The sequence below is a fragment of the Algoriphagus aquimarinus genome (assembly GCF_900112005.1).
Classification (GTDB): Bacteria; Bacteroidota; Bacteroidia; order Cytophagales; family Cyclobacteriaceae; genus Algoriphagus; species Algoriphagus aquimarinus.
Map to the genome: position 1 here is coordinate 24,712 of NZ_FOKK01000029.1, position 6,323 is coordinate 31,034.

Below are 6,323 nucleotides of genomic sequence, written 5' to 3' on the forward strand. Positions count from 1 at the left end.
AGAAGTCAATAGCTAGTGAATCTTATTTTTTCAAATTAAATATTTTTAAGGATTTCAAATTTTCAGATATGCCCACAGTTTTCCATGGACTAGTGGGAAATAGGACGGAAGTCATCGCCAATTCTCCGTCATTTACAAATAATTCTATGGATGATGCATCCAAAAATATCCGGATATCTTTGGCCTCCCAACTCATAGGTGCGGAATGCATCGCAGCGAAGTCACGATTAAAATCGCTCTTTCCTGCATTTCTGCGGTCTATGCTTACCAAGCCATTTTCTTTTGAAATAATAAGCTTCTCACCGAGTTCATTTGAGATGGTAATCAAAAAGGAATTGTCAGTAACTCCAGCCGTTATTTCCACAGCCTCAGATGGTAATGAGGAAGTTTCTTTACTTACTTTGAATTCTTCAAATCGTAGCTTTTCCATTTCCTTTGCAGGAGCTGATTTTAGCAATAAAGTCCCATCTATATCGAATAGGCTTAACTCTCTAGGGATGGTCATTGCAGATCTCCAAGCTTTCGTTGGGACAACATTCGCATAAAGCCAGTTGCTCATCCAGCCTATAAAAAGTGTCCTGTTTTGGTCTGATGGTAGATTACTCCAAGTTACGCCTGCATAATTATCTGGCCCGTAGTCTAGCCAGCGGATCATGGTATCGTCAGGAGTGAATTCACCATTTATGAAGTCACCGATAAAATATTGAGTAGCTGATCCATTTTGAGGTCCACCAGGATTTATGCTGACGAGAAGTACCCATTTGTCTTCTCCTGATGGGCTTTTGAATGGAAGAAGGTCTGGACATTCCCACACCCCTCCATGTGCACCTATTTTCTTCCCAAATTCACTGAGTAAAGTCCAGTTTTTTAGATCTGGGGAACTATAAAAATTGATTTGATCCAGAACTGCGAGAGTCATCACCCATGATTTGGAGCCATCAGTGTTTGTGATTTGAGATACTTTTGGGTCTCGGAAGTCACGAATTCCAGGATTAGGCAAAACAGGATTTCCTTCGTATTTCTCCCATGTTCTTCCTTTGTCAAGAGAAAAAGCGATGGCTTGAGACTGGAATGTTTCTGATGTAGTATTCGCTTCCTCAGCATTGTGATAGGTGAAGATAGCCACCATTGGAGGGTTTTCGGCTGTGCCTAGGCCAGAAGTGTTTTCGGTATCGAATACGGCACTTCCTGAGAAAATATACCCGAGACTGTCTGGGTACAGCGCTATTGGAAGTGATTCCCAGTTTACCAAATCAGTAGAAACAGCGTGTCCCCAATGCATTGGGCCCCAAACTGTGCTGTCTGGGTAATGCTGGTAGAAGAGGTGATATTCTCCATCCAAATAAATCAATCCATTAGGATCATTCATCCATCCACTTTCTGGAGTGAAATGATAAAGCGGTCTAAATTCCTCCGTAGAGCTGCTTTCAAATGAGATTTCCGGATCTGACTGGCAGCTAGAGAATAAAAGAATACAAAATATGGGCAGTATAAGCTTACTATGTTTCATTTAACTGGGGTTTAAAACAAGATTAAGGACGGTCTCTCGTTTCGCTTCTGTTTTGATTTGTTGGGAAAGCCTCTTTGCGTTTTCAGCGTAGACGATGTTCGTCCAAAAGTCTTTCAAAGCTATCTCAAATTTATCTGCATCCAAGTCATGAATGCTTGTGCCTAATGGGCCAATTTGTCGATTTTCTACGATTCTATTCCAAAAATACTGATCAATAATGTGTGGAACAATCATTTGAACGCAACCGTGAGCGGCGCCTTGATGGGTAGTTCCAGATCCTCCATGATGAATGATTCCGTAAAGCTGCGGTAGGATCCAATCGTAGGGAATTTGATTTATGTAGAAAATAGACTCATCACTGTTTTCTGCCTGCTCTAGCCCTCCCCAAGAAAAGTTTACGATTGTTGGTATTTGATGTTTTTGGAGTAAGTCTATAATCGTTTTTGAATGTTCTTTTGGTTTGGTGTTGCTCATGGATCCGAAGGTGAGCAGAATTGCTTTGGGGTATTTTGTGAGCCATGTTTCTAACTCTACCGATGGTTGGTATTCCTTGAGTTGATCTCTGAAATAGTACCCAACGATCTTCGCTGATTCTGGCCAATTATCTGGTCTTGGAAATAGGGAAGGGGAAATAGTATAGACTGTTTGCAGTCGATTGAGTTCAAATTCCTTGATGGACTTCGAGTTTATCTTTGTCGAAGGAAAGTCTGCATAATATTTCCCAAGGAATTTTTTCATGGAAAGACGTCTAGCTCCATTTATTAAATTGTAAGATTTAAGATTCCATTTTGGGCTAAAAGGCTTCCATTTACCGAAACCTATGTGTGGGAATAGGCTGGAAGGGTGCGTCATACAGGGTATTGGCGTGAGAAAAGTATAGCGGTCTGGATCTGCCATAGCAGCCAAATAGAAATACATGCACTTTGCATGAAAAACTATCCTATCCGGTTTGAGCGTACTAAGGGCATCACGTTGCTGTGTGATGAGCGTATGCTGAAGACTCAAGGAGTCCTTTGCCAGCTTAACATAGTTTTTGAGTTGGTTCCAGGTATTTCCACCTCCCCCCATAATGGTTTTACCGCTCTGCGTGTTCAGTAATTCTAAAAAGCCTTTGTCAAAACCGATGAATTCGTACCCAAGTTGGGTGACACTTTCTCTAAATTGCTCTGGGAAGAGGCAAATGACTTCATGCCCTGCTTCTGCGAAAATCTCCGCTTGCGCTAAAAAAGGCTCTATGTCTCCACGAGATCCTAAAGAAGCAAACAGTGTTTTCATAAGCTTGTAATTGATTGTTAGCGGCCATTCTCCTCATAATTATAGGGGTTGTCGGCTGGAATCTCGCATGGGGTACTAAGGCTAGTGAGTGGATTTTAAGTCATGAAAGTCTGTCTTTACAGGCTTCATTTCATATCTTATTTTTTTAATTTTCACTCTTTCAGTAGCTTTGAGACATAATCTACCTCAAATTCCAATCTTTTTACCTCTTCTTTATATCTAAAACGTATGAAGAAAGAGTTTTCTATAATTTACAGCAAATTGAAACTTGGATTCATTTTTGAATTTTCAGGGGAGATAAAAAAATAAACTAATACTACATATGAAAGGAATTATTTTGGCCGGTGGGTCTGGAACGCGCTTATATCCTTTGACAATTTCTGTAAGTAAGCAGTTGATGCCTGTATACGATAAGCCGATGATCTATTATCCGCTATCTGTATTGATGATGGCAGGGATCAAAGAAGTTTTGATCATCACTACACCTGAGGACAGCGATGCTTTTCAGCGACTTTTAGGTGATGGTTCACAAGTGGGATGTTCTTTTGAATATGCTGTGCAGCCTAGTCCTGATGGGTTGGCTCAGGCTTTTATTATAGGCGAGAAATTTATCGGAAATGATAAGGTTGCTCTAATCCTTGGTGATAATATATTCTACGGGTCTGGTTTGCATAAAACCTTACAGGCTTATACTGAAACCGAAGGTGGGGTAGTATTTGCCTATCATGTGAATGATCCTGAGCGCTATGGAGTGGTGGAATTTGATGAGGATAAGAAGGCAATCAGTATCGAGGAAAAGCCTGAAAATCCGAAATCCAATTTTGCGGTTCCAGGACTTTATTTTTACGATAATAGAGTAATTGAAATAGCTAAAAAAATCAAGCCTAGCCCACGTGGTGAACTTGAAATCACGGATATCAACAACGAATATTTGAAGCTAGGTGAACTTCAGGTAGCAATACTGAATAGAGGAACTGCTTGGCTAGATACAGGTACGCATCAGTCACTTTTGCAAGCTGCACAGTTCGTGGAAGTAATCGAAGAAAGACAAGGGTTGAAGATTGGCTGTATCGAAGAAATCGCCTACAGAGCGGGATTCATCGGAGAAGAAAAATTGCTTCAAGCAGCAGATAAATTAGGTAAAAGTGGCTATGGTGTTTACTTGAGAAGGTTGATCAAATAAGGATCTTATTTCTTGATCAGCTCTTCGAGACTAGTTTTCATGATTTGCCCCATGTTTTTGCAGGCTAGAAACTTATCATTTCCATAGTGTTTTGCCAGATCTATTTTCAGCGAAGCAATATTCTCAGGAAGCGAGATGGTGTCATGTTCCATGGATCGAAGTATATCCAGAATGCCTTGCCGAGAAGACTTAAGGCGCGTTGCAATTAATGCACGCTCTTCTTTCTGGTATTGCACCATGGATTCGGGAGTGATATATTTCATGCCCAACTGGATCAGAACATTGTTTTCTTTAAAATATTGGGGCAAGTAAATTGATTTTTTCCCCTCATAAGATTGCTGATCAAAGTCAATTGCACGAATTCTATAATGAGTCTCTTCAAAGTCAGGTGTCACATCGATCACGAAATTTGAGGAATGCATATCCCCAAGTAACCTTACAAAACAGCGTTCATTGAATTTGACAAATTCCTTCGCCAAACGTATTGGATTCAGATGAGGGTCATTCATATGAGCGCGCATGAATTTATCACCTGGGATACCCGCGATATGTTCTTCAATCAAAGTATTTCGATGAACGAGGTAGGAGATCCGATTTGGGGAAAGCAAATGCTCAAACTCTAAACCATATACTCGTGAGGCATCGGCATTTTTGACATAGAAATAATCAAAGTTATCATTGATTCGATTTACTATTCGCACGCGAAAAGGCTGCGTATTTCCATAGACACATAGATCGATTCTGTCTACATATAGATGCTCCATCACGGACATGTCACCTCCAGCTTTGAGCAAAGCATAGATTTTCTTGACATTTAGATGGATTTCCTCACGATCAGATTGATCATAAAAGACCGTTTCCCAAAGCGTGTCTTGCTCTCTGGAATCGTATAAAGCAATTGAACTAGTATATCGAAGTAATTCATGATAGTGAATAGGGATATCCACTTCTCGGGAATATTTAATCAGGTAGCGTCTTAGTCCATTGCTGATCGGGTAAATGCGCTTTTTCTTACTGATTAATGCCATTTCTTACAAATCCACGTGCTGACTTTTTTTCAAATTTCTATCGAAAATAAAAGGACCAAATGGCAGAATTGATGCTATTAGTGCAAAGAAAGTTCTGCTGAAAGTCCATTTTAGCTTATGGGCCGTAGGGAAAACGGTTAAGATGTAAATGATGAAAAGAGCTCCGTGAGCTGAGCCAACATAAGTTACCGCCAGTGGATAGTCAAACATGTATTTGAGAGGCATTGCAATCCCAAATAAAATTAATGTTGAAATACCTTCAATAAGAGAAATCCAGCGAAAACGCTTTAACCAGGTATGTTGTAGGGGGGTAAGGCTCATTATTATTTTGATATGTTAAAGAGTACTTTCAAGGTGTTCCAAAGTTTGCCTTTTAGGACTTTGTCTTCAGCAATAGTAGGTAATGCGTCAGCGAAAAGATATTCGGTTTCACCTTCTGTGTGTATCTGATAGTCTGATGCAGGAAGTGCATTGATTGGGTGCTTTAGTCGGCCAAACTTGAGTACGATATGTGCATTCAGATCATACAATTCTGTCAAGGTCCTTCCTTCCAACTCTTGAGAAGAAAGTAATCCAACTTCGTTCATTGAATGCCCGACAGCATTGATCATTTTCACAAGCATGTCCATGACTTCAGGTTTTAGCTCCTGTTCCTCATGAAGTACCAAAATTCCTTTTTCGAAATTCCCTCTCACGGCCAATGGCTCAGATTTTACTTCTTCTTTTGGAGAAGAGGTGCTCTCTATATGAACTGTTTTCGGAAGAGTCTTTGGCTTTTCTGATACTATGGAGGTATTTGTGTCCTCTTTTACTGAATCGGATTTAGGTTCTTCTTCAAAGTAAAAAAGCTCTTCGGTGATGATATGCTGGAGCTCCTGAATGCTCATGTTTTCCATGTCGGGAAATTGCTCAAAAATCACCTCATCACAAAGTAAGAGGGGTAATATCTCTATCACCCCTCGCTTTTTTTATTCCTGATAATGTCCCGTCCTGAAATAGCGTTACACAAAATGTAATGTTATGAAAGAAGAACAAGAGAGTAAGTATGTTAAGCGAACCCAACGAGATTACAGTTATGCTTTTAAACTATCGGTTGTTTCAGAGATAGAGCGTGGGGAATTGGGAATAAAAGCCGCCGCGCGCAAGTATGGAATTCAGTCTCATTCTACAGTGACAGGCTGGTTAAGGAAATATGGTAACTTTGATTGGGTGAACAAATCCACTTTAAAGATGCCTAAATCAAAGGATCAAAAACTGTTAGAGCTCGAGCAGAAAGTGCTTCTTTTGGAGAAGCAGAAGAAAGAACTTCAAAAGCAAGTACAGACAG

At 40.2% G+C, this 6,323-nt stretch carries 7 protein-coding genes; 2 read left to right on the plus strand and 5 right to left on the minus strand.

What is annotated here, in order from left to right:
- Nucleotides 1-22: 22 nt before the first annotated feature.
- A complete protein-coding gene (locus BM291_RS21205; RefSeq protein ID WP_092901805.1) occupies nucleotides 23-1,510 on the minus strand; it encodes a glycoside hydrolase family 32 protein in 1,488 nt (495 codons plus the stop codon).
- Nucleotides 1,511-2,785, minus strand: coding sequence for a glycosyltransferase (locus tag BM291_RS21210; RefSeq protein ID WP_092901808.1), 1,275 nt, complete (start codon nucleotides 2,783-2,785; stop codon nucleotides 1,511-1,513).
- Nucleotides 2,786-3,107: 322 nt separating this feature from the next.
- Here BM291_RS21210 and rfbA point away from each other — a divergent pair, with 322 nt between their 5' ends.
- On the plus strand, nucleotides 3,108-3,968 hold the full coding sequence (gene rfbA, locus BM291_RS21215) for a glucose-1-phosphate thymidylyltransferase RfbA (protein WP_092901811.1): 861 nt from the start codon (nucleotides 3,108-3,110) through the stop codon (nucleotides 3,966-3,968).
- A 5-nt stretch (nucleotides 3,969-3,973) separates the two neighbouring features.
- Here rfbA and BM291_RS21220 read toward each other — a convergent pair whose 3' ends face one another.
- From BM291_RS21220 to BM291_RS21230, 3 genes are read right to left on the minus strand one after another with little or no spacing between them, the layout of a single operon-like run.
- Nucleotides 3,974-4,996: a hypothetical protein gene (locus BM291_RS21220; RefSeq protein ID WP_092901814.1), complete on the minus strand. Its 1,023-nt coding sequence runs from the start codon at nucleotides 4,994-4,996 to the stop codon at nucleotides 3,974-3,976.
- A gap of 3 nt (nucleotides 4,997-4,999) precedes the next feature.
- Nucleotides 5,000-5,317: a DUF3817 domain-containing protein gene (locus tag BM291_RS21225; protein ID WP_092901817.1), complete on the minus strand. Its 318-nt coding sequence runs from the start codon at nucleotides 5,315-5,317 to the stop codon at nucleotides 5,000-5,002.
- A gap of 2 nt (nucleotides 5,318-5,319) precedes the next feature.
- Entirely contained in the window at nucleotides 5,320-5,952 is a 633-nt protein-coding gene (locus BM291_RS21230; protein WP_139229166.1) for a hypothetical protein, read from the minus strand.
- Nucleotides 5,953-6,016: 64 nt separating this feature from the next.
- Between BM291_RS21230 and BM291_RS21235 the strand changes: the two genes are divergently transcribed.
- A partial coding sequence (locus BM291_RS21235; RefSeq protein ID WP_092897111.1) for a helix-turn-helix domain-containing protein occupies nucleotides 6,017-6,323 on the plus strand: 307 nt, incomplete at its 3' end.

Coding starts and splice junctions, on each gene's coding strand:
- BM291_RS21205 (WP_092901805.1), bottom strand. CDS start 1,510: ATGAAACATAGTAAGCTTATACTGCCCATATTTTGTATTCTTTTATTC.
- BM291_RS21210 (WP_092901808.1), bottom strand. CDS start 2,785: ATGAAAACACTGTTTGCTTCTTTAGGATCTCGTGGAGACATAGAGCCT.
- rfbA (WP_092901811.1), top strand. CDS start 3,108: ATGAAAGGAATTATTTTGGCCGGTGGGTCTGGAACGCGCTTATATCCT.
- BM291_RS21220 (WP_092901814.1), bottom strand. CDS start 4,996: ATGGCATTAATCAGTAAGAAAAAGCGCATTTACCCGATCAGCAATGGA.
- BM291_RS21225 (WP_092901817.1), bottom strand. CDS start 5,317: ATGAGCCTTACCCCCCTACAACATACCTGGTTAAAGCGTTTTCGCTGG.